26 protein-coding genes are annotated in these 25,013 nt (G+C 52.0%); 25 read left to right on the top strand and 1 reads right to left on the bottom strand.

Features of this window, described 5'->3' with window-relative positions; translation table 11 throughout:
- Position 1 precedes the first annotated feature (1 nt).
- The 24 genes from minD (at position 2) to yajC (ending at position 22,969) form a co-directional block, all read left to right on the top strand.
- Positions 2-796 (top strand): septum site-determining protein MinD, encoded by a 795-nt coding sequence (gene minD / locus LQ229_RS07940; RefSeq protein WP_216540424.1) that lies wholly within the window; start codon positions 2-4, stop codon positions 794-796.
- A gap of 5 nt (positions 797-801) precedes the next feature.
- Positions 802-1,953: an FtsW/RodA/SpoVE family cell cycle protein gene (locus LQ229_RS07935; protein WP_216540465.1), complete on the top strand. Its 1,152-nt coding sequence runs from the start codon at positions 802-804 to the stop codon at positions 1,951-1,953.
- 109 nt (positions 1,954-2,062) lie between these two features.
- On the top strand, positions 2,063-2,944 hold the full coding sequence (locus tag LQ229_RS07930; RefSeq protein WP_216540423.1) for a M23 family metallopeptidase: 882 nt from the start codon (positions 2,063-2,065) through the stop codon (positions 2,942-2,944).
- Positions 2,937-3,785 carry a M50 family metallopeptidase gene (locus LQ229_RS07925; protein ID WP_216540422.1) on the top strand — a complete coding sequence of 283 codons (849 nt, stop codon included), beginning with the start codon at positions 2,937-2,939 and terminating at the stop codon, positions 3,783-3,785. The genes LQ229_RS07930 and LQ229_RS07925 overlap by 8 nt, the downstream gene beginning before the upstream one ends.
- 37 nt (positions 3,786-3,822) lie before the next feature.
- Positions 3,823-5,046, top strand: a complete 1,224-nt coding sequence (locus tag LQ229_RS07920; protein WP_230191378.1) for an Rne/Rng family ribonuclease — start codon at positions 3,823-3,825, stop codon at positions 5,044-5,046.
- A 439-nt stretch (positions 5,047-5,485) separates the two neighbouring features.
- Positions 5,486-5,797 carry a 50S ribosomal protein L21 gene (rplU, locus tag LQ229_RS07915; RefSeq protein WP_216541379.1) on the top strand — a complete coding sequence of 104 codons (312 nt, stop codon included), beginning with the start codon at positions 5,486-5,488 and terminating at the stop codon, positions 5,795-5,797.
- 10 nt (positions 5,798-5,807) lie between these two features.
- The gene (locus LQ229_RS07910; protein WP_230191377.1) at positions 5,808-6,143 is read left to right on the top strand and encodes a ribosomal-processing cysteine protease Prp; all 336 of its coding nucleotides are present in this window, start codon (positions 5,808-5,810) and stop codon (positions 6,141-6,143) included.
- A 16-nt stretch (positions 6,144-6,159) separates the two neighbouring features.
- The gene (gene rpmA / locus LQ229_RS07905; protein ID WP_216541377.1) at positions 6,160-6,471 is read left to right on the top strand and encodes a 50S ribosomal protein L27; all 312 of its coding nucleotides are present in this window, start codon (positions 6,160-6,162) and stop codon (positions 6,469-6,471) included.
- Positions 6,472-6,699: 228 nt separating this feature from the next.
- Positions 6,700-7,425, top strand: a complete 726-nt coding sequence (locus LQ229_RS07900; protein ID WP_230191376.1) for a Spo0B domain-containing protein — start codon at positions 6,700-6,702, stop codon at positions 7,423-7,425.
- A gap of 12 nt (positions 7,426-7,437) precedes the next feature.
- Positions 7,438-8,751 (top strand): GTPase ObgE, encoded by a 1,314-nt coding sequence (gene obgE / locus LQ229_RS07895; RefSeq protein WP_230191375.1) that lies wholly within the window; start codon positions 7,438-7,440, stop codon positions 8,749-8,751.
- A gap of 169 nt (positions 8,752-8,920) precedes the next feature.
- Entirely contained in the window at positions 8,921-9,358 is a 438-nt protein-coding gene (locus LQ229_RS07890) for an ACT domain-containing protein (RefSeq protein WP_216541374.1), read from the top strand.
- Between the two features lie 90 nt (positions 9,359-9,448).
- A complete protein-coding gene (locus LQ229_RS07885) occupies positions 9,449-10,735 on the top strand; it encodes a homoserine dehydrogenase (RefSeq protein ID WP_230191374.1) in 1,287 nt (428 codons plus the stop codon).
- A gap of 12 nt (positions 10,736-10,747) precedes the next feature.
- Positions 10,748-11,728: a homoserine kinase gene (thrB, locus tag LQ229_RS07880; protein WP_216541372.1), complete on the top strand. Its 981-nt coding sequence runs from the start codon at positions 10,748-10,750 to the stop codon at positions 11,726-11,728.
- The gene (gene pheA / locus LQ229_RS07875; RefSeq protein WP_216541371.1) at positions 11,725-12,624 is read left to right on the top strand and encodes a prephenate dehydratase; all 900 of its coding nucleotides are present in this window, start codon (positions 11,725-11,727) and stop codon (positions 12,622-12,624) included. The genes thrB and pheA overlap by 4 nt, the downstream gene beginning before the upstream one ends.
- 39 nt (positions 12,625-12,663) lie before the next feature.
- The gene (gene ilvE, locus LQ229_RS07870; RefSeq protein WP_216538386.1) at positions 12,664-13,542 is read left to right on the top strand and encodes a branched-chain-amino-acid transaminase; all 879 of its coding nucleotides are present in this window, start codon (positions 12,664-12,666) and stop codon (positions 13,540-13,542) included.
- Positions 13,543-13,730: 188 nt separating this feature from the next.
- Positions 13,731-14,933: a LysM peptidoglycan-binding domain-containing protein gene (locus LQ229_RS27270; RefSeq protein ID WP_216538385.1), complete on the top strand. Its 1,203-nt coding sequence runs from the start codon at positions 13,731-13,733 to the stop codon at positions 14,931-14,933.
- Between the two features lie 121 nt (positions 14,934-15,054).
- A complete protein-coding gene (locus LQ229_RS07860) occupies positions 15,055-15,681 on the top strand; it encodes a BofC C-terminal domain-containing protein (RefSeq protein WP_230191373.1) in 627 nt (208 codons plus the stop codon).
- 156 nt (positions 15,682-15,837) lie between these two features.
- Complete coding sequence (gene ruvC / locus LQ229_RS07855) at positions 15,838-16,338, top strand: crossover junction endodeoxyribonuclease RuvC (protein WP_216538384.1); 501 nt, start codon at positions 15,838-15,840, stop codon at positions 16,336-16,338.
- Entirely contained in the window at positions 16,338-16,973 is a 636-nt protein-coding gene (ruvA, locus tag LQ229_RS07850; protein WP_216538383.1) for a Holliday junction branch migration protein RuvA, read from the top strand. The genes ruvC and ruvA overlap by 1 nt, the downstream gene beginning before the upstream one ends.
- Before the next feature lie 17 nt (positions 16,974-16,990).
- Positions 16,991-17,998 (top strand): Holliday junction branch migration DNA helicase RuvB, encoded by a 1,008-nt coding sequence (gene ruvB, locus LQ229_RS07845; RefSeq protein WP_216538393.1) that lies wholly within the window; start codon positions 16,991-16,993, stop codon positions 17,996-17,998.
- A gap of 91 nt (positions 17,999-18,089) precedes the next feature.
- Positions 18,090-20,225, top strand: a complete 2,136-nt coding sequence (locus LQ229_RS07840) for a SpoIID/LytB domain-containing protein (RefSeq protein WP_230191372.1) — start codon at positions 18,090-18,092, stop codon at positions 20,223-20,225.
- A gap of 160 nt (positions 20,226-20,385) precedes the next feature.
- Entirely contained in the window at positions 20,386-21,414 is a 1,029-nt protein-coding gene (gene queA, locus LQ229_RS07835) for a tRNA preQ1(34) S-adenosylmethionine ribosyltransferase-isomerase QueA (RefSeq protein WP_216538381.1), read from the top strand.
- Between the two features lie 17 nt (positions 21,415-21,431).
- Positions 21,432-22,571 carry a tRNA guanosine(34) transglycosylase Tgt gene (tgt, locus tag LQ229_RS07830; RefSeq protein WP_216538380.1) on the top strand — a complete coding sequence of 380 codons (1,140 nt, stop codon included), beginning with the start codon at positions 21,432-21,434 and terminating at the stop codon, positions 22,569-22,571.
- 83 nt (positions 22,572-22,654) lie between these two features.
- Complete coding sequence (gene yajC, locus LQ229_RS07825; protein WP_216538379.1) at positions 22,655-22,969, top strand: preprotein translocase subunit YajC; 315 nt, start codon at positions 22,655-22,657, stop codon at positions 22,967-22,969.
- A gap of 64 nt (positions 22,970-23,033) precedes the next feature.
- On the opposite strand, the gene LQ229_RS07820 is transcribed toward yajC, so the two are convergent.
- The gene (locus tag LQ229_RS07820; protein ID WP_216538378.1) at positions 23,034-23,417 is read right to left on the bottom strand and encodes a TIGR04086 family membrane protein; all 384 of its coding nucleotides are present in this window, start codon (positions 23,415-23,417) and stop codon (positions 23,034-23,036) included.
- A 181-nt stretch (positions 23,418-23,598) separates the two neighbouring features.
- On the opposite strand from LQ229_RS07820, the gene LQ229_RS07815 reads away from it, so the two are divergent.
- Positions 23,599-24,915: an ArsB/NhaD family transporter gene (locus LQ229_RS07815; protein WP_216538377.1), complete on the top strand. Its 1,317-nt coding sequence runs from the start codon at positions 23,599-23,601 to the stop codon at positions 24,913-24,915.
- Positions 24,916-25,013 lie beyond the last annotated feature (98 nt).

Raw genomic sequence — 25,013 nt, 5'->3', positions numbered from 1 at the left:
AATGGGAGAGGCAATAGTCATCACTTCAGGCAAAGGCGGAGTGGGAAAAACGACGACATCCGCGAATTTGGGCACCGCTCTGGCGTTGCTTGAAAAGAAAGTATGCATGGTCGATACCGATATCGGACTGCGAAACTTGGATGTCGTGATGGGATTGGAAAATCGAATTATTTACGATCTGTGCGACGTGGCGGACGGCCGCTGCCGTCTGCAGCAGGCGCTCGTAAAAGATAAGCGTTTCGAGGAGCTTTATATGCTGCCCGCCGCGCAAACGAAAGATAAGAACGCCATTTCCCCGGAACAGGTGAAAGATATCGTACTGGAATTGAAGAAAGAATTCGAATACGTTATTATCGATTGCCCGGCAGGCATTGAGCAAGGGTTCAAAAATGCGATCGCCGGAGCCGATCGCGCTATCGTCGTCACGACGCCGGAGAATGCCGCCGTGCGCGACGCCGACCGGATCATCGGCTTGTTGGAAAACTCCCATATCGGAGCGCCGAAACTCGTCGTCAACCGGATTCGCTCCAATATGGTCAAATCGGGCGATATGCTTGACATCGACGAGATATTGCAAGTGCTGGCCATCGACTTGATCGGCATTGTGCCGGACGACGAGATGGTGATCAAAGCCGCGAATTCCGGCGAGCCAACCGTAATGAATCCGGATTCCCGCGCGGCGATCGCCTACCGGAATATCGCCCGCCGCATTTTGGGCGATACGGTTCCGCTTATGCAGCTTGATCAGAAATCGGGGATGCTCCACCGGATGAAGAAGTTTTTTGGAATGGGTTGATGCAAGTGCTGAACAAGCTGAAAAAAATAGATTGGAGCATTATATTATTACTGATCGTATTTATGTTTATCAGTTTCGTCGTCGTTCGCAGCGCGACGTTTGACGATCCGAAATTTCCGAATTACGACATCAAGACGCTTTTGTTTTACGGCGTCGGGTTTGTCATCATTTTTGCCTTAACGATGTTCGATTACCGGATTTTTCTGAAAGGATGGCTTTTCTTATTCGGGTTCGGGATCGCGCTCCTCGTACTGGTCTTTTTTTTCGGCTCGAAGGTGAACGGAGCGATCGGCTGGTTCGTACTGCCTGGCGGATTGCTCCAATTCCAGCCTGCGGAAATGATGAAGATTGCGATTATAATCGCTGTCGCTTATTTGATGGGCAGGCGCGACGGGGACCCGCTTCGCTTCCGCCGGGACGTCATTCCGATCGGGGTGCTCGTTTTCGTCCCGTTTGTGCTCGTGCTCGTGCAGCCGGATCTCGGAAACGCCATTATTTATGTTTTCATCTTGCTCGGCATGTTCTGGATCGGCAACGTGAAATATACCCATGTGCTCATCGGTCTTGCGGTCATTATCGCCGGCATGGTGCTGTTTATCTTTCTGTTTAATACCTTTAATTCGGAAATTAAAGATTATTTGGACAGCAAAAATAAAGTGCATTGGTATCAACGGATTAATACGTTCATTAATCCGGAGAGCGCGACCGTCGACGAGAAGCATCAATCCGAAAATGCGATGATCGCGATCGGTTCGGGCGGCTTGTCCGGGGACGGATATATGAAAGGCCAAATGAAAAGCAAAAAATTTATCCCGTACCCGTATTCGGACTCCATCTTCGTCGTCATCGGCGAAGAGTTCGGATTCCAAGGCGCTTCCATTTTGCTGCTGCTTTATTTTTTGCTTATATACAGGATGATTTTGATCGCCTTTCAGTGCAACGACAGGCGAGGCTCGTATATTATTATCGGTATCGTCTCGATGTTCGTGTTCCAAATCTTCGAAAATATCGGGATGATGATCGGGTTAATGCCGATTACGGGCATTACGCTGCCTTTCGTCAGTTACGGCGGAACTTCGTTAATGCTCAATATGATCTGTATCGGAATCGTACTCAGCATTAAAATTCATCAAGTCAAATACGAACTAAACGATTAAGCCGGCGCGCATTCGCGCCGGCTTTTTGCTTGCGCTTCGCGTTCATAAACAGGCCGGGCTTGTCATAATTATGTACAAACAGGAAAAAGAGTAGAAGGGGAACGTCCTTATGCACATTAAAGACAATGTCCGGGAACGCCGTCAGCGCAAAATTCGAAGTTTATTGGAATCGCAGCCGGAAAGGCAGGAAGAGAAAACTTTCCCGCCGCGTTCGAATTCGGCGCATCGGCCGATATCCGAATTGCCGCTTTCGAATGCGCCCGAACCGGATCCGGAACAAGTGTGGAAGCAGCAGCGCAACCAGCTATGGAACAGCCCGCCGGCGGCGGGAGGCGGCGAGGACCCGGAAACGCCCGAAAGGAACGGTTCTTCGGCCATCCGCTCGTTTGGCGTCAAATTGGCCGTTTGCGCGTTGCTCTTTGCCGCGGTGTGGGGCTTGTTTCAAGTGCAGAAGCCTTGGGCCGGGCCCGCCAAGTCGTTTATCGCCCAAGCTCTGACCGAAGAGATGAATTTCCAGGCGATTGCCGCATGGTATGAGCAAACGTTCGGCGGAGCGCCTTCGTTTATTCCGATATTTCAAACGACGGACAATCGGGCGGAGAAAGCGAATTCGACGGTAGCGTTTGTCGTCCCGCTCGACGGATCTGTCGTTCAATCGTTTGCGATGACGTTGAAAGGAATCGAAATCGCCTCATCCTCTTCCAACCATGATTATTCCGTGAAAGCCGTCGATACCGGCCGCGTCGTTCAAGTTTCCCGCGATCCGGAGCTTGGATTGACGGTTGCGATTCAGCATGCGGGTCAATATTTGTCGGTGTACGGAAGGCTGGGCGAGGCCGAAGTCAAGGTAAACGACTGGGTGCAGGCCGGCCATGAAATCGGGACGCTGTCCGAATCGAGGGAGGCGAGCGGCGCCGCGCCCATGTTGTATTTTGCCCTGAAAAAGGACGGGCGTTACGTGGACCCTGCGGATGTGATCGCATTTGATTAAATGGGGCGGTATCGAGTTTTCGCTGCATCCTCTGTTTATCATGGTCATGCTGGCTTCCATTTTCACCGGTCATTTCATTGAAATGATTACATTATTCGCGATCGTGCTCGTTCATGAATTGGGTCACGCGGCGGCGGCCAGAAGCTTCGGATGGGAAGTGAAAGAAATCAAGCTGCTGCCTTTCGGCGGCGTGGCGGTGATGGACGAATCGGGACGAGGCTCGGCTTGGGAGGAAATTGCAATCGCCATCGCCGGCCCTTTGCAGAACGCCCTTATGATCATCGTCGGCTGGGCCGCATTCCGCCTTGGTTGGTGGGATGCCGAGTGGACGAGCTATTTCATCAAGGCGAACGCGGTCATCGCGCTATTCAATTTGTTGCCCGTATTGCCGCTCGACGGAGGGCGAATCGTTCATTCGCTGTTCAGCTTATGGTTTCCGTATCATCGGACGATGATATGGAGTTTTCGGTTGAGCGTGGCGTTTAGCGGGCTGATTGTGGGATATGCGGTTTTGCCTTTATTTCGCCACGGAGAGATCGAGTTGAATTTGTTGGTGATCGGCTTATTTTTGCTGTATTCGAACTGGTATGACTACCGCAACATCCCTTACCGGTTCGTCCGTTTTATGGTGGGCCGCGAGCGTCTCGCTTCGGCCCAAATTAGGCGCGGCGTGGCCGCGGTGCCGATTGTTGTCCATGCAGCGCAACCTTTGCAGGATGTATTGCGTCTATTTATGAGGGGGAAGTATCATGTCGTGTACGTGATGAACGGTCATGGGAAAATCGTTGCGGTCTTGCCGGAACAGCGCTTGATCGACTCCTATTTTGCAAAGGAAATCTAATCTGTTATGAATTTACGCTTGGGACTGGGGTGAGACCGTGCAGCAAATGGTTGTTCACTGCGAACGGGATAAGACGCAAATGGCGTTGTTGGAAGACGGGCGATTGGTCGAATTCGCGGTGGAACGCGTTCAAGGAAAGCAATTGGTCGGCGGTTTTTATAAGGGCCGTGTCGTCAATGTGCTGCCTGGTATGCAAGCGGCATTTGTAGATATCGGCTTGAAGAAAAACGCCTTTTTATATGTTGATGATGTATTGCATCCGCATTTGGAAAAGCAGCCGAAGGAGAAACCTTCGATCGACAGCTTGCTTGACGTTGGCCAAGAATTGGTCGTGCAAGTGATGAAGGAGCCGTTTGGCGGCAAAGGAGCGCGCGTGACGACGCATTATTCGTTGCCCGGCCGCACGATCGTGTATATGCCGCATGCGGATTATGTCGGTGTCTCCAAAAAAATCGAGAATGAAACGGAGCGCGGCAGGTTAAAGGTAATAGGAGACCATCTGCGGCAGCCGGGCGAAGGACTGATCATGCGCACCGTAGCGGAAGGAGCGAGCCGGGATGCGGTCGCGGACGATCTCGCGCATTTGCGCGAGCAATGGCGGCGGATCGAGCAGCGCGCGGAGACAAGCCCCGCTCCGCTGGAGATTCATCACGACCTAAGCATGGTGGAGCGGCTAGTGCGCGATATTTTTACGCCTCAAACGGAAGAGTTGTTCGTCGACGATAAGGAAATATACGGGCAAATCGTTTCGCTGCTGCGGAATATGGAGCCGCTGCTCGTTCCGCGAATTCGTTACTACAAGGAGGCGGAGCCGATATTTCAACATTTCCGTATACAGGAACAGCTCGACCGGGCGTTCCAGCGCAAAATTTGGCTCGATAACGGCGCGTATCTCGTTCTGGACCATACGGAAGCGCTCACGGTTATCGATGTCAATACCGGCAAATATATCGGCAATCACGACCTTGAAGATACCGTGTTTGCGGCGAATGTGGAGGCGGCGGAGGAAATCGCGAGACTGGTGCGGCTGCGGGATATCGGCGGCATCATCATCGTCGATTTCATCGATATGGAACAAGAAGAGCACAGGCAGTACATTATCGACAGACTGGAGCAATTGTTGAAGAAGGACCGCACCAAATGCTTGGTCGTCGGTTGGACAAGACTCGGCTTGCTCGAAATGACCCGCAAAAAAGTGCGCGATCATGTTCTGTACGAGCCGTGCGCGGCTTGCCGGGGAACCGGCCGAATCAATACGTAGAATACGATAGAAGCCAAAAAGTTTTTTACAACTCTAAAGTCGATGAAAAATGATATACTATGGTTGCGGACCATGCTTTCATTGTTTTTTGGAGGTGTAATGATGAGTTTTATACCAAGTTCGAACCTTATAATTTTTGCTGTACTCTTCATTTTACTTTTTTTCCTCATTAGAAAAATCGTTCGCTATTGGACGGGGCTCAAAAAAACTTTGGAGCGTATTGAAGTGCATTTGATTGAAATAAAAGAGAATCAAAAAAATAATGGTTCTTGAATCTCCGGCTAAAACATGCTAATATAGGTAAGTATGTGTGAAGTATCCGTTGCTGCACATGCTGTAACCGCACCGATCGGGTAACGAAGCATGGACGATGATGCGCGTATGCCATCGAACCCATCACCTGAATCAGGCGAGTCTTGGACATGAGGAGGTGCAACAAATGTACGCAATTATTGAAACAGGCGGCAAACAATACAAAGTGCAAGAAGGCGATGTATTGTATATTGAAAAACTGAATGCAGGCGAAGGCGAGAGCGTTACTTTCGACCGCGTATTGGGCGTATCCAAAGGCGACGGTTTCGTAACAGGCACGCCAGTCGTATCCGGCGCATCCGTTTCCGCGAAAGTGGAGAAGCACGGCAAAGGACAAAAAGTTACGGTTTTCAAATATAAGCCGAAGAAAAACTATCACAAAAAGCAAGGTCACCGTCAACCGTACACGAAAGTTGTGATCGAGAAAATCCAGGCGTAAGAGGTGCGGCATGATTCGCATTCAAATTGCGCGCAAGCGGGATGATCGATCGATCGTTAGCTTCTCTGTGGACGGGCATGCGAACTATGCGAAACGGGGGCAGGATATCGTCTGTGCGGGCGTATCCGCCGTCACGGTCGGCACGGTGAATTCGATTGAAGCGTTAACCGGCGTCGTTCTGGAGAGCGAAATGAAAAACGGATTTCTGAGCGGACGCATCAAGGCTGCGATCGAGCCGGAAACATTCGCGCAAGTTCAATTGCTGCTTGAGTCTATGGTGGTTATGCTGCAATCTATCGAGACGTCATACGGAAAGTATATTGAAATACATGAACAATTCTTGTAAGAAGGAGGTAGACAACATGTTAAAGTTGAATCTTCAATTATTCGCATCGAAAAAAGGTGTAGGTTCCACGAAGAACGGACGCGACAGCATCGCGAAACGCCTTGGCGTGAAACGCGCTGACGGTCAAACCGTATCCGCGGGCAGCATCTTGGTGCGTCAACGCGGCACGAAAATTCACCCTGGCAACAACGTAGGAATCGGTAAAGACGATACGCTTTTTGCGAAAGTGGAAGGTGTCGTTAAATTCGAACGTTGGGGCCGCGATCGCAAAAAAGTGAGCGTCTACCCGGTTGAATCCGCTCCTGTAGCGGCGACGGTAGAAGCGTAATCGTTTTTGAAGCGACAAACCCGTTTCGGGTCTTTTGATTAAACAAGCCGAGGACAAACAAACTGATCCTCGGCTTGTTTTTTTCGTCCTGCCTCCGGGCGGTTGTCTTTCGTTGAAGATTTAGTGTACTATTTACACATACGCGCAATGATGGTTATCGAAAGTTCGAGATATGAAATTGTGGAAGAGGATTGTGGGAAACGGATGAAATCTTGGAGAACGAAGCGGATGATTGCAGCAGGATCAGCCGTTATTCCTCTGCTGATCGTCATCGTTTACGATCGGCCGCTGTGGCCCGCGATATTGTTCGCCGTATGGATCGGAGCGATCGCGTGGTACAGCGTGCGAACCGTTCGCAAGGAATATGAGGAGCGAATGAAGCGGTCGCTCCTTGCGGCTCATGAAACGGCCATACATACGTTGAATCATCACCGCCATGATTGGATGAACGAACTGCAAATCGTATACGGATATATTCAATTGAAAAAACATGATCAATTATTGCAGAGCGTGGGAAAAATAAAAGAGCGGATGGCGCAGGAAAGCAAAATTTCGAAGTTGGGAATCCCGTCGCTCGTGCTGTACTTTCACTCGTTTCGAACTTGCAACGCCGACATGCAATTGGATGTTCGTCTCGACGAGGAAATCGATTTGACGGATTTGCGCATGGAGATCGATGCGGAAACATTGTCGCAAACGATTCAAGATACGGTTCGAATTTTTCAGTACATTCCGCGGCAAACGTATGACGACGAACGGGTTCTTCAAGTCATGTTTCAGAAGCGCCCCGGAGAATTGCGCGTTGCCTATCGATGGGAAGGGGAAGTTCCCCTGGATGCATTAGATGACGTACGCCAAAAAATGAAATCGATTGTGCAGGGCAAACCAGGGATGATGGAGCAACCCGATTCCGGGCGGGCTTCGTTCGAATGGAGTGTGCCTTGCGTTACGTAACGAGGTGGAACGATGTTTGTAGATAAAGCGAAAATTTATGTCAAAGGCGGCGACGGAGGCGACGGGATCGTATCCTTCCGCAGGGAAAAGTATGTGCCGGAAGGCGGTCCCGCCGGAGGCGACGGCGGAAAAGGCGGAGACGTTATTTTCAGGGTGGACGAAGGATTGCGCACGCTGATGGATTTTCGTTATCAACGCCATTTCAAGGCGAAGCGAGGCGAGAAAGGGCGCAATAAAAGCCAGCACGGCGCCAATGCGGAGAATATGATCGTCCGCATACCTCCCGGCACCGTCGTGATCGATGACGATACGCAGGAAGTGATCGCCGATTTGACGCGGCACGGCCAACAAGTCGTCGTAGCCCGCGGCGGGCGCGGCGGGCGCGGCAATATCCGCTTTGCGACGCCGAACAATCCGGCTCCGGAAATCGCCGAGAACGGCGAAGAGGGAGAAGAACGCTGGGTCGTTCTTGAACTGAAAGTGATGGCCGACGTAGGCTTGGTAGGTTTTCCGAGCGTCGGCAAATCGACGCTGCTGTCGGTCGTTTCGGCTGCCAAACCGAAAATCGGCGCCTATCATTTTACGACGATTACGCCGAATTTGGGCGTCGTTGATGTTGGAGACGGCCGCAGCTTCGTCATGGCCGATTTGCCGGGACTGATCGAAGGAGCGCATGAAGGCGTAGGCCTCGGCCATGAATTTCTGCGTCATGTGGAGCGGACTCGCGTCATTATTCATGTCGTGGATATGGCCGGATCGGAAGGCAGAGATCCGTATGAAGATTGGCTCAAAATCAATCAGGAGCTCCAGCTATATAACGCCAAGCTTGCGGAACGCCCGCAAATCGTGGCCGCGAACAAGATGGATATGCCCGAAGCGGAACAGAACTTGTCCGAATTTACGCGCAAAGCGTTGAAGGAGCGGCCGGATCTGGACATTATGCCGATCTCGTCGCTTACAAGGCAAGGGATTCAGGAATTGCTGTACCGGGCTGCCGCAATCCTTGACGAAATTCCGGATACGCCGGAAATCGAAGAAGTGGCCGAGGTGGAGGAACGCAAAGTATACCGTTTCGAGAAAAAGGACGAACAGCAATTTACGATTCGGCGCGAGAACGACATCTTTGTCGTGGAAAGCGAGAGCATCGAACGCATGATGAAGCGGATGCAGCTCAATTCCCATGATGCGATCTTAAGATTTGCCCGCGTTTTACGCAAGATGGGAGTGGACGAAGCGCTGCGGCAGCGCGGAGCGAAAGACGGAACGATTATTCGCATCGCGGATTTCGAGTTCGAATTCGTCGAAGGCAGCAGCTACTATTATTGAGAAACCGCAGATGCTTTTTCTTCGCAACAGTCCGAGCCATATCATATCGACGCTTTGCACCCGCGCGATATGGTATGGTTTTTTCCGTTAACAACTATTGCTCTTCTACCCGGATTCCGCTATAATGTCCACTATACGAAAACAATGGTCTAGTGGGAGAGGACGTTCGATGGCGGAACGCTATTATTTGGTCCGGGAGGACATTTTGCCCGAAGCGGTAATGAAAACCGTTCAGGTAAAGCAAATGTTGGCAAGCGGCGAAGCGGTCACCGTGCATGAGGCTGTGGAGCGCGTCGGGTTAAGCCGCAGCGCGTTCTACAAATATAAAGACGGGATATTTCCGCTCAATCAAATGCAGCGGGAACGCATCGTTACGATTTCGCTCGATTTGGAGCACCGATCGGGCGTTCTGTCGAAAGTGCTTGGTTTGGTGGCGGCGCATGACGGCAATGTACTCACCATCAATCAGACCATTCCGCTGCAAGGTATGGCCAATGTGGTCATTACGGTGGAGACGACGTTCATGTCGGGGCAACTGGAGGCGATGATGGAAGCGTTCCGGGCGCAGGAAGGCGTCAGGAAGGTGTCTCTCATCGGACAAGGATAGTCTTGAGCACGGAATCACGCGGACTTCGAAAGCAAATGAGCATGATATTGTTTCAAGCGTCACGCTTACAAACATTTAGGAGGAGCATATATGAAACCGGTCAAAGTGGGGTTGTTGGGGTTAGGCACTGTCGGTACGGGAGTCGTCCGTATCGTTCAAGGGCATCAGGAAGATTTGCGGAGTCAAGTCGGATCGCCCATTCAAATCGAAAAAATATTGGTGAAAGATGCGAATAAAGTTCGTAATATTCCAATCGATCCGGGCAAGCTGACGGAGGACGCTTGGGAAATTATCCGCGATCCGGAAATCGATGTCATCGTCGAAGTGATGGGCGGAGTCGATTCGACCAAGCCGTATATACTCGAAGCTTTGGAACGCGGCAAACATGTCGTCACCGCCAACAAAGATTTGATGGCGCTGCACGGCCCGGAAATATTGGCGAAGGCCCAGCAGCATCAATGCGACGTGATGTACGAGGCTAGCGTTGCCGGCGGCATTCCGATTATACGTACCTTAATCGAAGGCTTCTCTTCCGATCGCATTTTGAAAATTATGGGGATTGTGAATGGGACGACGAACTATATATTAACGAAAATGAGCCAAGAAGGGGCTTCTTACGAGGATGTGCTGAAAGAAGCGCAGCAGCTCGGATATGCGGAGGCAGACCCGACTTCCGACGTCGAGGGACTCGACGCCGCGCGCAAAATGGCGATTCTCGCGACGCTCGGGTTTCGTACGGAAGTGGCGCTGGAAGATGTCGACGTACGGGGGATCTCCGGCGTGTCCAAAGAAGATATTATGTACGCGAAACGTCTCGGCTACGAAGTGAAACTGCTCGGCATCGCCGAACGGCAGGATGAGCATATCAGCATTAGCGTGCAGCCGACGATGGTGAAATTTTCGCATCCGATCGCTTCCGTCAACGGGGTCTTCAACGCGGTTTACGTTCATGGCGAAGCGGTGGGAGAAACGATGTTCTACGGAGCCGGAGCCGGCGAATTGCCGACGGCAACATCCGTTGTCGCCGATTTGGTCGCGGTGGTGAAAAATTTAAAACTCGGCGTCAACGGGCAAAAAACGATGGTGCCGTATAACGAGAAGAAACTGAAATCCGACGAGCAGATCGCCTGCAAAAACTTTCTTCTTTTGCACGTTGAAGACAAGGCGGGAGTTCTCGCGCAAATTACGCAAGTATTCGCCGAGTACGAGGTCAGCTTGGCATCCGTATTGCAGCAGCCAAACGCCGACAATCCGGACGCGGAAATCATTATCATTACGCATGACGCGAGCAAAGCGAGCATGGATAAAGTATTGAAACATTTCGAACGGCTTGGCGTCATTCGCAAAGTGAAGAGCGTCTACCGCGTCGAAGGTTAAAAGGTGGAGCCGATGACGAAACAGATTAACATTCGTCCGAGGGCGGCTGTCAAAGTTCCGGCCAGCACGGCCAACTTGGGACCGGGATTCGACACGCTCGGCATGGCGCTCAATTTGTTCGCTTGGATCGAAATGAAGCCTTCCTCGGAGACGCAAATCCATTTATACGGCGATGAAATGAACGATATACCGTGCGATAAATCCAATTTAATTTATAAAGTGGCGCAAACGGTGTTTGCAGAAGCGGGCGTTGCCGTGCCTGAACTGGAAATATCGATGTACAGCGACATCCCGCTTGCGCGGGGACTGGGAAGCAGCGCCGCGGCGATTATCGGCGGCATGGTGTGCGCGAATGCGCTAATCGGCAATCCGCTGTCGCAGGACCGCATTTTCACATTGGCAACCGCTTTGGAGAAGCATCCCGACAACGTAGGAGCGTCGTTGTTCGGCGGAATCGTCGTGACCGTATGGAACGGGGAACGCGCCGAACATATTCGTTTGGAACCGCATCCCGCCTTGGAGGTGCTGGCGGCGATTCCGGAATTTCATCTGGAAACGGAAAAGGCGCGCCATGTGCTGCCGCAATCCGTCTCCATGCAGGACGCCGTGTTCAATGTAAGCCATTCGTCGTTATTGGTCGCGGCGCTTGCGAGCGGCAAATTGCCGCTCATCCGCCAGGCGATGAAGGACAAGCTGCATCAACCGTATCGGGCGGCCTTGGTGCCAGGCATGAAGGCGATATTGGAGAATGCGACGGAATACGGCGCGCTAGGCGTCGCGCTAAGCGGCGCGGGGCCTACGCTGCTCGCATTGGTTGATGGACAAGGGGTTCATAAGGTACAATTAGAACAGTTTTTATTGGATACGTTGCAACGGGAAGGAATAACCGCGGCCACGCTCCGGCTGAAGCCGAACGCGGAAGGAGCCGTCGTGCTGCCCGAGCCTGCGCAGCAGTCTTTCATGGAGCTTGTTAAAGGGGAAATGGGCGTATGAAACGCATCGCATTATTGCCGCAAGGCACGGTGTCGCATGAGGCGGTCGCTTATTTATTCGCGAACGAAGAGCATGAATTCGTGCATTACAAAATGATTTCCGACGTTTTCGCCGCGACGGCATCCGGCAAGACGGATTACAGCGTCATTCCGATCGAGAACACGATTGAAGGTTCGGTCAGCCTTCATATGGATTGGCTGATCCATGAAGTGGACATTCCGATCCAGGCGGAATGGGTATATCCCTCCGTCCAAAATTTGATCGGCGACGCATCGCAATTCCGCGTTTTGGGCGGCGACGGGAAACGGGAAGCGGGCGAAGAGGCGATCGATTACCGTAAAATTAAAAAAATATTGTCCCATCCTGTGGCGATGGCGCAATGTACGCAATTTTTGCGCACTTACGTGCCCCATGCCGAATTGGAGCAGGTCGGCAGCACCGCGGAAGGCGTCAAGCAAGCGAAGGAAAGGCCGGGCCAAGGCGTTGCGGCAATCGGAACCAGACTTGGAGCGGCGGCGCACGGTCTTGATATTTTGAAGGAAAACGTAACCGACCATCAAAACAACTTTACGAGATTCGTACTGATCGGTCCGGACAACATCGCTTTGCCGAAACCGGGGCGCATGAAAACGAGCATACTCGTCACGCCGCCGCAAGATTATTCGGGAGCGCTTCATCAAATTTTATCGGCGTTCGCATGGCGCCGCCTTAACTTGACGCGTATCGAATCCCGGCCGACCAAAAAGCAATTAGGCAATTATTTCTTTTATATCGATATTGAGGCTTCGATGGATTCCGTTTTGCTGCCTGCCGCGATAGCGGAAATTGAGGCGATCGGTTCGCAGGTTCGCGTCCTTGGTTGTTATCCGAGCTATTCTTACGATCAACCAAAATGATCATAGAAGTTCGTTAAATAATATGGAGGTGTCAATCATATGTCACAATGGATCTACTTAAACGGACAATTTGTAACAAAAGAAGAGGCCACAGTATCGGTGTACGACCACGGTTTTTTGTACGGCGACGGTATTTTCGAAGGGATTCGGATTTATAACGGCAATATTTTCAAATGCAAAGAACATTTAGACCGGTTATACGATTCCGCCAAATCGATTATGTTGGAAATTCCGTTAACGTATGAAGAGATGGAAGCAGCGCTTGTGGAAACGATACGCAAGAACGATATGCGCGACGGTTATATTCGTCTCGTCGTTTCGCGCGGAGCGGGCAATCTCGGACTCGATCCGCGCCGCTGCCCGAAAGCGACCGTTCTCATTATTGTGGAGCAGCTCGCCATTTACTCGGAGGAAGCGTACAAGAACGGCTTGAGAACGGTTTCCGTCTCACAGCGACGCAATATTCCCGACGCCTTGAACCCGAAGATCAAGTCGCTCAACTATTTGAACAATATCCTGGTGAAAATTCAGGCGAATTTGGCCGATGTCGGCGAAGCGATTATGCTGAACGCGCAAGGGTACGTCGCGGAAGGGTCGAGCGACAATATTTTCATCGTCAAAAAAGGGGCCGTATATACGCCGCCTTGCTATATCGGAGCGTTGGAAGGCATCACCCGGCTTGCGATAATTGAATTATGCGCCAAATTAGGCTACGCGTTGAAAGAAGAACCGTTCACGCTTCATGACGTATACGTCGCCGACGAAGTATTCTTTACCGGCACGGCCGCCGAAGTGATCGCGGTGCGCGAAGTGGACGGCCGGATCATCGGTGGAGGGCAAGCCGGACCGGTCACGCTGCATCTTCTAGAAGAGTTCCGCAAAATCGTAGATCAGGACGGCGTCAAAGTGTTCGAATAATATGATCCATAATGGATTCCTCTCAACCATTCGCAAGGTTGGGAGGAATTTTTTTGTACTCGGGGATGTCAAAAGCCCACCTCCTGCATAGTATGTATTAATTGGTTCCGGGCATTTATCATGCCTGCACAGAACATAAAGCACGTACCTTTATTTTTGCACAGAAAAAATGTAGGAGGTTCTGACGCGTGAAAATTCATATCGTCAAAAAGGGAGATACGCTCTACGAATTGTCAAAAAAGTATAACGTGTCTCTTGAAAAGATTATTGAAGCGAATCCGGATATTGCGAATCCGGATCAGTTGAACGTCGGAATGAAGGTCAAAATTCCGACGGTAGCGAAACCGGTCTTGCCTGATTACGAAACGATGCATAAACATACGGTGAGTCAAGGCGATACGTTGTGGAAGCTGTCCAAGGCATGGGGAGTTCCGCTTCAGGATATGATCAAGGCCAACCCGCAGCTTAAAAATCCGAACGCACTATTGGTAGGGGAAGTTGTAAACATACCTAAGGTAGGTCATGTCGTCATGCCGGACGACGATAAGTCGGGTTGGAAGAAGCCGACCGGACCGAAACCGGCGGAGCCTACGCAAGCGGTACCGGCGGTTCCGATGCAGCCCGCGGTTCCCGCAGCGCCGGTCATGCCGGAATCGACGTATTATGAACCGATGGAAATGGAGATGGAGATGTCGGAAGATTTATTTGCCCAGTTCCATGTGCCGGCCACGGAAGCATTTACACATGAGATGACGGAATATCCGGGATTGTATCAGTACCCGATGATGGAAGCCGCGCCTCCGGAAATTCCATACTCCGCATATGAATCTTGCTCTCCCGGCTATCAAATGCCGGCGTTCTACGAGCCGCAAACCTATCAGTTCGGAACGCCGTATGCGCCGCCCTGTCCGCCGGACGCAGGCAAGGAAGCGTATACGCATCAGTATTGGATGCCGACGCCAGACGGGCATCACCACCATCATCATGAAATGGCGGAGCCTTATGGCGCAGGGACGCTAGGGGGCGAACAAGAGGCTTACGTTCATTCTTATCCGTACGCAAGTCCCTATATGATGCCGTACGGCCATGAAATGCAGCCTTCGTTCGTGCCGCCGATGCCGCTTGGAGCTTACGGCATGGTTCCGTACGGCATGCCGCATAAGAAGCCTTGCGATTGCGGATGCCATACCCGCGAGACGGAGCAAGCCCCCGCGGAAGGGAGCGTCGAAGCGGCTGCCGTTCAGACGACGGAGAAGGCCAAATCGCCGGAGTCCCGTCAGCCGTCCAAAGCAAAAGCACGTACGTCATCCGCCAAACGGACGGGATCGCCAGGAGCGAGCCGCCAGAACAAATCGAAAAAAACGCGCAATTTGCCTTGGATCAACGGATAATGCAAGATTATTCCTTTCATGCCTCGAAGTGCGAAATTCGGGGCTTTTTCCTATGCCAATCCGTATAAATCCTGCTTCCGATGGGTAAACTAGGGTAAACTCAGGATAGAAGGGGATAGCGGTGTTCTTCAATATTCGAAAACGGATCAAAAAAAGACTGCGGCGTGTGAAACGTCCCGTATGGTCGCTCGGAATCTTGCTCATTGTCGTTCTATTCGTCGCGATTCGGCTCGTGACGGCGGACAGCAAGCCGACGGCCGGCGTGATTGAAGCGCTTAGCAAAGATCCGCAGGAGCGTGAGGTTTATTTGCGCAAAGAATACGTCTGCGGCCAAGAAACGACCTCGTTAGGCTATATGCAAGCCGATGAAATTATCCGATTATTGCAGCAGCATCCGGAATGGAGCGGGCATACGGATATGGAAGGCGCCGTTTGGCTCGTGGAGCATATTGAAGATTTGTCGGACGACTGCAAGCAAAACGGTTATATCAGCTTGGACAAAGCCGGAAATTTGTCTTTGTTCGACGGCCCGCCGGATCGGGAGAAAGTGCTTCGTACTTTTTTTCAACTCGACATCGAGTCGATGGAAAGCTCGCTGCCCGACCATATTATTCAGGAATTGCGGGAAGGAATCCGCGTGAGCGATTTCGATGAATATAACAGCGTCATTTCGACATTTAGCGATTACGCGGTTGACGATACGGAACATGTGATGAAATATAAAAGCGAATCGGAGTCGATTCGTTAATCCGTAATGGATGCGGGAAGGGTGCGAGGGCCCTTCCTTTTTTGCGTGCCCGAAAACAGGCAAACAGGAAATGATGCGCTACTCGTTCTCTTCCTCCCGATCTTTTGTTATAATGTAGTGGATACATATGTTCGGCTTGGAGAGGGAGATGTTTTTTTGCGAATATTAGGAATCGATCCGGGGATCGCGATTGTCGGATTCGGATTTATCGATAAAGCGGGGAGCAAACTAACGCCCGTGCAATACGGTTCGATACAGACCGAAGCTCATACGCCGCTCGAAGAGAGGCTTTTGCAAGTATATGAGGCGACGCTGCAACTCATCGACAAATATAAACCGGATACCGTTGCGATGGAGAAATTGTTTTTCAATCGAAACGTCACGACCGCTTTCACGGTCGGACAGGCAAGGGGAGTTATGATTCTCGCCGCCGTGCAGCGTGGACTTTCCGTAGCGGAATATACGCCGCTACAGGTGAAGCAAGCCGTCGTCGGTTACGGAAAAGCGGAGAAGAGGCAAGTGCAGGAAATGGTCAAAATGTTTTTGCGGCTGCAGGCGGTGCCGAAGCCTGACGACGTGGCCGACGCTTTGGCGGTCGCCGTATGCCATGCCCATTCGTATACGCTACAACAAAAAGTAAACGAGGTATTGCGCTAATGATCGATTTTCTTAAAGGCCGCGTGGCCCATTTGGAGACGGATTACATCGTGCTCGACGTGCATGGCGTAGGATACCGGGTTTTCTGCCCGAATCCTTATCGTTTCGCCAAGTCGGACGACACGGTAACGGTTTATACGCATCATCATGTGCGGGAAGACGCCATTTTGCTGTTCGGATTCGAAACGAGGGAAGAACAGAAGCTTTTCCGCCGCCTGCTCGACGTTTCGGGCATCGGGCCGCGCGTTGCGCTCGGCATTTTGGCCGGAGGGCGTCCGGAAACGGTCGTCACGGCCGTTCAACAGGAAAATTTGACGTTTCTAACGAAATTGCCGGGTATCGGCAAGAAGACGGCCCAACGCATAATTTTGGATTTAAAAGATAAGTTGGACCATATCGGATTAGGTTCGGAACTTGGGGCTTTATCGGCCGGATATGTCGACGATCCGGCGTCCGCCGCGGCGCTTCGGGAAGGCGGGCCGATCTGGGGAGAAGTGAAGGAGGCGTTGAAGGCGCTCGGATATACGGATGCGGAATTGGATCGCGCATGGCATGAGATGAAGAACGACGTGCCGGGAGACGAAAGTGCCGATGCGCTGATGAAACGGGCGTTAAAGTTATTGTATAGAGGGTAGAGGTGCCAGAACGCATGATGGATGATCGAATTATATCGGCGAACTTGATGATGGAAGACCAGGCGGTGGAGTTCAGCCTTCGTCCCCGCTACTTATCGGAATATATCGGCCAGTCGCAGGCGAAGGAAAACTTGAAAATATATATCGAGGCAGCCAAAATGCGCAAAGAGGCGCTTGATCACGTACTGCTGTACGGTCCGCCCGGACTTGGCAAAACGACGCTCTCGAACATTATCGCCAACGAGCTCGGCGTCAATTTGCGCACGACTTCGGGCCCGGCGATCGAGCGCCCGGGCGACCTTGCGGCGCTTTTGACCAATTTGCAGGAGAACGACGTATTGTTCATCGACGAGATTCACCGTTTGCACCGTACGGTGGAGGAGGTGCTGTATCCGGCGATGGAAGACTTCGCGCTGGATATTATGATCGGCAAAGGGCCGAGCGCCCGTTCGGTGCGGCTTGACTTGCCGCCCTTCACGCTCATCGGCGCGACGACGAGAGCGGGCTTGCTCTCGGCGCCGCTGCGCGACCGCTTCGGCGTCGTCAGCCGGCTCGAGTTTTACACGGTCGACGAACTAAGCTATATCGTAACGCGCGCGTCAGAAATTTTAAACGTGCAAATGATTGGCGACGCCGCGGAAGAGATCGCTCTTCGGTCCCGGGGGACGCCGCGGATCGCCAACCGGCTGCTGAAACGGGTGCGCGATTACGCGCAGGTGCGCGGCGACGGCGTTATTACGCTGGACGTTGCACGGCAAGCGCTCAAGTTGATCCAAGTGGACAATATGGGCCTTGACCATATCGATCATAAGATGCTGCACGCAATGATCCGCAATTTCGGCGGCGGCCCGGTCGGACTGGATACGATTGCGGCGACGATCGGCGAAGAAAGTCAAACGATCGAAGACGTTTACGAACCGTACTTGCTGCAAATCGGCTTCTTGCAGCGCACGCCGCGCGGCAGAGTGGCTACGGTGCAGGCGTACCGGCATTTGGGAATTCCTGTTCCGGGCGACGAAACATAATGCCGAAGCAAGGCGTATACATATGTGCAAGAGTTCGTCCTTGTCGAAACAAAACACGGATCATGAGGAAATACTGGAGGAGGAATCGTAAATGCGCATATGGAAAAAGGAACGGTCCCGCCAATGGAGCAGAAGCGTCTTTTTGGCGGTTATATTGTCATTATCTCTCGGTACGGCTTCCTATCAGCCCGCTTATGCGGATGAGGCGGCCGCGTCGGCCAAACAAATTCGGGTGGCATTATTCGCCGATTTGGGGAATCAATATCGATCGATTGCGCCGACCGTGACGATGAACGCGGGCGGAGGGATGGCGATCGGCGAGCGCCTGGGCGGAGGAATCGTCCCCCTTGCGAATGCGGGAGCGGGGGAAACGGTGCGTTTCAGCATGGACTCCTTTATGGTGAAGGCGCTTGAAACGACGGACGCCCAAGCGGCGGCCGGCGCCGCGAGTCGGCTTCAGGCTGCCGACGGCGCGGGCAAAGTTTATGTAATGGCCGTTAGCCAGCAAAGCGGCACAGTTTACCAAGTTTACATAGGCAATTATGCAAGCAAAGAGGAGGCGGTTCGAGTCCGGGACCGTCTCGCCGCGGATCCGGCCCTGTCCGCGATTGTGCCAAGCGGGAAACCGATTGTGACGGGCAACCTCCATTGGCTCGCAGGCTTGTATGAAACGGAAGAACAAGCGAACGCCGCCGTACGGACAATCGCAAATGCCGGTTTGGATGCGTTTACGGCCATCGCAGTGAATCAAGGGGGATCGGTGCAATATGCCGCGCTGCTCGGACAAGCCGCCGACTCGCATGAGCTCGACTCGGTCGGAAACGAAGCGACGAAACTCGTTCCGGGCTTGTCGCTTCTGCCGACCGATCCGGCTTCGCTATATTTAATCCGGCGGGACGATATGTCGCCCGGGGTATCCGGTTCGGGGCAAGCGTTCAGGCATTATTTCTTAGGGGGCGCTTCCGATCGCAAGTTGTGGATCGCACCAAGCGCGGCGGGATCCGGCATCCAAGTGACGGAACGGGCGGGTCGCATGTATCGGGGCGGATTCGAATTGAGCCTTGCGAACAATCGGCTCGCACTCGTGAACGAGCTTCCGCTTGAACAATATTTATATTCCGTCGTCGGCATGGAAGTTTCGCCTTCCTGGCCCGAGGAAGCGTTGAAGGCGCAGGCTGTCGCTGCGCGCACGTACGCTTTGTACCAAGGGACGAAATATCAAATCGCCGACGTGGTGGATACGACGTTAAGCCAAGCGTATTACGGCATGGATAAGGAACATCCGAACACGATCGCGGCAGTCGATGCGACCGCCGGCGAAGTTATAATGCTGAATGGGAAATTGATTGAGCCGCTATATTCGTCCAATAGCGGAGGGATGACGGCCGACCCCGGCGAACTATGGAACAGCAAATCGGATTATTTGGTTAGCGTACAAAGCCCGGACGAAACCGCCGAGCAAGGATTGCCTTACTGGTATCGCGTCGTGCTGCCGGACGGGAAAGTCGGCTATATTCGCGAAGATCTCGTACAGGATACGGGAGAGAAAACGAAAGCCGGATTGCCCGTATTTACGGTCAAGACGGACGGCGCCAACATTCGCCAGCTTCCGCTTATCCAAAGCGATGTCGAGCCGATCGCAAACGTGAATCAAGGCGTGAAAGCGATCGTATTGGAGAAGACGATTCAATCCAATACGATGAACTGGATACGCGGACCGTATACGTCGGATCAACTTTCCAAATCGATTCAAGGCCAGGCCAAGACGCCGATTCAAGGCCCGATCGTATCGTTGGAGGTTACCGAACGCGGGCCTTCGCAACGGGTGACCGAAGTTCGCGCGAACGGGCAAATCGTCGATGTCAAATATCCGGATAGTTTGCGGTCGGCGCTTGGCGGATTGCCGAGCACCCGGTTCGATATAGAACCGGCGGGAGCGTATTCCATTCTGGGAGCGAACGGTGCGTCCGGCAACGCAGCGCAGCAAAACGTGCATGCGCTGTCCGAATCCGGCAAGCAGCAAGTAAACGATTCGATTCTGGTTCAGAACGGTTCCGGCGACGTCTCCGTCATGACCAAAGCTCCTTCCTATCGCTTTGTAGGCCAGGGCAACGGGCACGGAGCGGGGATGTCGCAATGGGGATCCAAAGGCTTGGCCGATCAAGGCTACCGATACGAATCGATATTGCAGCATTACTATAAAGGAGTTCAAATCGCGAAACCGTAGTTTCCTCGCTCCTGATCCGTTCATGCTTTTGGCAAATTTGATATTAAAGAGTCTGGCAGTTATACTATATTAGATACCTATCGTTAAGAGAGCACGTATGGTTGACGATAAGGAATGCAATACTGGAATTAATAAGACATTAAGGGATGACTTGGAACTAATGAATGTTGACTTATACGATTTCGATTTGCCGGAACGGTTAATCGCCCAGACGCCGCTGTCGAACAGAACGGATTCAAGGCTTCTTGCTTTGGATAAACGGAGCGGCGCGATCGGACATCATCTTTTTCCGGACATCATCGATATGCTGCATGCCGGAGATACGCTCGTCTTAAACGATACGCGCGTCATCCCGGCCCGCATATTCGGCGTTAAAGAGGACACCGGCGCCAAGGCGGAAGTCCTGCTGTTGAAGCAAGTCGCCGACGACCGCTGGGAGTGTCTCGTCAAGCCCGGCAAAAAATTAAGATCAGGCTCGACGATTCGGTTCGGAGATTCGCTCTCGGCGGTTATCGAAACGGAAGGGGAAATGGGGGCGCGCGTGCTCCGGTTTTCGTACCAAGGCATTTTCAACGAAATATTGGATAAGCTCGGGCAAATGCCTTTGCCTCCTTATATTAAGGAGCGGTTGGAAGACCGGGAACGTTATCAGACGGTATACGCCAAGCACGAAGGCTCGGCGGCCGCGCCGACCGCCGGCTTGCATTTTACGAAGGAGATCCTGGAACGAATCGCCGCCAAACAAGTGACAATCGCCTATGTGACGCTTCACGTCGGGTTGGGGACGTTTCGGCCCGTTACCGCAGAGCGGGTGGAGGAGCATGTCATGCATGAGGAATATTATTCGCTCTCCGCAGAAACCGCCCGCCTATTGAATGAAGCGCGAGGTCGAGGAGGACGGGTGGTCGCCGTAGGGACGACCTCATGCCGAACGTTGGAAACGGTCGCTGCCCGATTTGCGGGGAAGCCGTTCGAGCCATGCAGCGGTTGGACGGACATTTTCATGTATCCCGGATACAAGTTTCGGTTGGTGGACGCATTGCTCACCAATTTCCATCTCCCCAAATCGACCTTGGTGATGTTGGTCAGCGCGTTGGCGGGCAGGGAGAACGTGTTAAAAGCGTACCGCGAGGCGATCGAACGGGAATACCGGTTCTTTAGTTTCGGAGACGCGATGTTTATATACTAAAGAGGAAGCGATAGCACATGACAGCAGCTGTAACCTACGAACATATCAAAACATGCAAGCAATCGGGAGCGCGGCTTGGACGGGTTCATACCCCGCACGGCACGATCGACACGCCGACGTTCATGCCCGTCGGAACGCAAGCGACGGTCAAAACGATGAGCCCTGAAGAATTGAAAGAGATGGACGCGCATATCATTTTGAGCAATACATACCATTTGTTTCTGCGTCCCGGGCATGAGATTGTAAGAGAGGCGGGCGGTTTGCACCGCTTTATGAATTGGGATCGTGCCATATTGACCGATAGCGGCGGGTTTCAAGTGTTCAGTTTGAGCGAGATGAGGAAAATTTCCGAAGAAGGCGTTCACTTCCGCTCCCATCTGAATGGGGATAAGCTGTTTATTTCGCCCGAAGTCGCGATGGAGATTCAAAATGCGCTCGGTTCCGATATTATGATGGCGTTTGACGAATGTGCGCCTTATCCGGCCGAACATTCCTATGTCAAGCAATCGATGGAGCGGACGACGCGCTGGGCGGAACGCTGTTTGAAGAGCCATGCCCGTCCGCAAGATCAAGCGTTGTTCGGCATCGTACAGGGCGGCATGTATGAAGATTTGCGCAAGCAAAGCGCCGCCGAGTTGACTTCGCTTAATTTCCCGGGGTATGCTATTGGTGGGTTAAGCGTCGGAGAACCGAAGCATCTGATGTATGAAATGTTGGAGTGCACGGTGCCGCTGTTGCCGTTCCATAAACCGCGCTATTTAATGGGCGTCGGTTCGCCCGATGCGCTGATCGAGGGATCGATTCGCGGAATCGACATGTTCGACTGCGTGCTGCCGACGCGCATCGCCCGCAACGGAACGACGATGACAAGCGAAGGACGGCTCGTAATCCGCAATGCGAAGTTCGCCCGCGATTTCGGACCGCTTGATCCGAATTGCGATTGCTATACATGCCGCAATTATTCCCGCGCTTATTTGCGCCACTTGCTTAAAGCCGAGGAAACGTTCGGCATCCGCCTGACGACGTATCATAACTTGCACTTCCTGCTGCAATTGATGCGCGATGTCAGACAAGCCATTCGGGAAGACAGACTGCTCGACTTTCGGGACGAGTTTTTCGACAAGTATGGCATGCATGGGAACGACAGCGGTTTTTGACCGCGTTGCAATGGATATCAGTTCAAAAAAATGAGACGTTTTGCGGAACGTTTCGTAAAGTAAATGAAGGGAGGGAAAAACAGATGACATTTTTAGCGGCAGAAGCGGCCCAAGGAGGCGCGGGCAACATTATTCAATTAATTTGGCCTTTCGTTCTCATGTTCGCGGTTTTCTATTTCTTATTGATCCGTCCGCAGCAGAAGAAGCAAAAAGCGCGCGGAGCAATGTTGAACGCTTTGAAAAAAGGCGATAAAATCGTGACAATCGGAGGGCTTCACGGCACAATTCACGAAATTACGGACGATGTGGTCGTATTGCTTGTCAACGATGCGACGAAGCTAACATTCGACCGCAGCGCCGTAAGCCAAGTATCGAGCACGACGGAAACGTCGAGTTAAGAAACAAATACATAAGGAAGAGGACCGGAAGAAGAACTTCGGGTCCTTTTTCACGTTAACGATTCTACTTTCTCGTGTTAACGCCGAGAATGCCTCCGATCGCGCTGACGCCGAACGCCGCGACGAAGAATACGAAAACAGTGAACGATAAGCCGGAATCGAATGCGAGAAAGCTGACCAACAATACGATCAAACAATATAGTATTCCAATTAAACCTCCGGCATACCACCCCCTTCTAATGGAGCGGCGCCCTGCCGTAAATCCGCCGACGAATAATGCGAATCCGTGAATAATATAAGTGTATGCGGATAAATTATTTTCTCTGATTCCGCCCAGCAGAAGCAGCGCGGATAAAGCGACGGCTCCAAGCGCCATCCAAATAAATGCGTTAAGCAAACCTGACAATACCGGGCTGGAAATACGCAATCGCTGATTGATCGGATTCATGGATTAACCCTCCTTAAAGTTTTGTGAGCGATGCCACGCGGATAAACTCCGGACAAAACTAGCGTTGAAAGCATGCGCCCTTATTCTGCGTTACCACCAGTTTATGGCCAAGCCGTTGAAAATAGTACATCGATTGGATATAATATTCTTCACTAATTTAGAAGGCTGGGAAGGATAACGAATGGAACAGATGCCCGAAACATCATGGCAGGTCATTGCCGCAGTCGTCGTGTTTTTGCTAAGTTACGCCATCATCATCTCAGAAAAAATAAACCGGGCTATTATTGCGCTGCTGGGCGCAATTGTGCTCATCGCGCTGGGAATCGTCGAATGGCATCATGCTTATACGGTACATATCGAATGGAATACGATTTTTTTGCTCATCGGCATGATGATATTGGTCGGCATTACGAATCGAAGCGGCATTTTTCAATATGTCGCAGTCAAAGCGGCCCAAATGGCGCAAGGAAATCCAGTCAAAATTTTGATTGCGCTCGCTTCGTTGACGGCGATTGGATCCGCCTTTCTCGATAATGTGACCACAGTTTTGCTAATGGTGCCGATCACGTTCTCGATCACCAAAATGTTGCGAATCAATCCGGTGCCTTATTTGATTTCCGAGATTATTGCCTCCAACGTCGGCGGAACGGCTACCTTGATCGGCGATCCGCCGAACATTATGATCGGCTCGTCGAACCCTCATTTGACGTTCAACTCGTTTTTGCAGTATTTAACGCCGATCATCGTGATTATTATGGCGGTCTTGATCTTGGCGCTCGTCGTCATATACCGCAAGCAACTGCGCGTACCGGAAGAACGGAAGAAAGAGTTGATGTCGCTGGAAGCCGCCAGCTATATTCGGGATAAGGCGCTGGTCATTAAATCCGTTGTTGCGCTTCTGCTCACCGTTGCCGGATTCGCATTGCATTCGGTCATTCATGTCGAAGCTGCGGTCATCGCCATAGCCGGCGCGGTTATTTTAATGCTTGTTACGGTTAAGAAAGAGAGTGAGCTGGAAGAAGCTTTCCGCGGCGTGGAATGGGTAACGATATTTTTCTTCATCGGCTTGTTTATTCTAGTAGGAGGCTTGAAGGAAGTCGGCGTTATTCAGGCGCTTGCATCTCTTACTTTACATGTAACTTCCGGCGATATGACGTTGACGTCGATGCTGATCCTATGGGTGTCCGGCATCGCATCGGCAACGATTGACAACATCCCGTTCGTAGCGACGATGATTCCGATGATTCAAGATTTAGGGGTCCAAATGGGAATTGCAGACCCAAGCGAATTGAATCCGCTATGGTGGTCGTTATCGCTGGGCGCTTGTCTCGGAGGAAACGGAACGATCCTCGGCGCTTCGGCGAATGTGATCGTTGCCGGCATGGCACAGCGGGAAGGCAAAGGTTTCAGCTATATGCAATATTTGAAAATAGGCGCGCCGCTAACGCTGCTGTCTTTAGCGTTGGCAACGGTTTACGTATATTTTGTCATTTTGTAACGGCCATTTACCATTAATTAAACACTTCCCAAATGCATGAGGCAGGGAAACGGCGGTCAGAATACCATTGAATGATCAGACGATTCAAGCTTTCCGAC

This window comes from Paenibacillus sp. CECT 9249, assembly GCF_918697855.1.
Taxonomy (GTDB): Bacteria; Bacillota; Bacilli; order Paenibacillales; family Paenibacillaceae; genus MSJ-34.
The sequence above is the reverse complement of the archived record's forward strand: the minus strand, read 5'-3'. Positions and strand labels throughout refer to the sequence as shown.